At 55.2% G+C, this 534-nt stretch carries 1 rRNA gene; it reads left to right on the forward strand.

Annotated features, from left to right (window positions below):
- Window positions 1-109: ribosomal RNA gene (locus G9373_RS45620) — 16S ribosomal RNA — on the forward strand; the annotation flags it as partial.
- Window positions 110-534 lie beyond the last annotated feature (425 nt).

Consider the following 534-nt stretch of genomic DNA (forward strand, 5'->3'; position numbering starts at 1 on the left):
CGGTGGCCTAACCCCTTGTGGGAGGGAGCCGTCGAAGGTGGGATCGGCGATTGGGACGAAGTCGTAACAAGGTAGCCGTACCGGAAGGTGCGGCTGGATCACCTCCTTTCTAAGGAGCACATCTCCAATGTTGTTGTCACACAGGTGTACAGCGGCTTGGCAGAGACCGTTTAGTCCTCATCAGTAGGGCTGCGGACGCTCATGGGTGGAACACTGACAACCATTCTTTTCATTACTGCCGGCCCGAGTGCCGGTGGGAGAAGAGTTATATCGATGCACTGTTGGGTCCTGAGAGAACACGTGAGTGTTTCCTCTACAGGAAAGTGACGACAAACAAGCACTGCAGGTCAAACCGCAGGAGGGTGTGCCCGTGAGGGTGTGCTTTTCTGGTCTGGTGTCTGCGCGGGTGGTTGGTTGTGTGTTGTTTGAGAACTGCACAGTGGACGCGAGCATCTTTGTTGTAAGTAATGAAGAGCGTACGGTGGATGCCTTGGCACCAGGAGCCGATGAAGGACGTAGGAGGCTGCGATAAGC

Origin of the sequence: Rhodococcus sp. A14 (assembly GCF_011603105.1) — a bacterium.
Taxonomy (GTDB): domain Bacteria; phylum Actinomycetota; class Actinomycetes; order Mycobacteriales; family Mycobacteriaceae; genus Rhodococcus_F; species Rhodococcus_F opacus.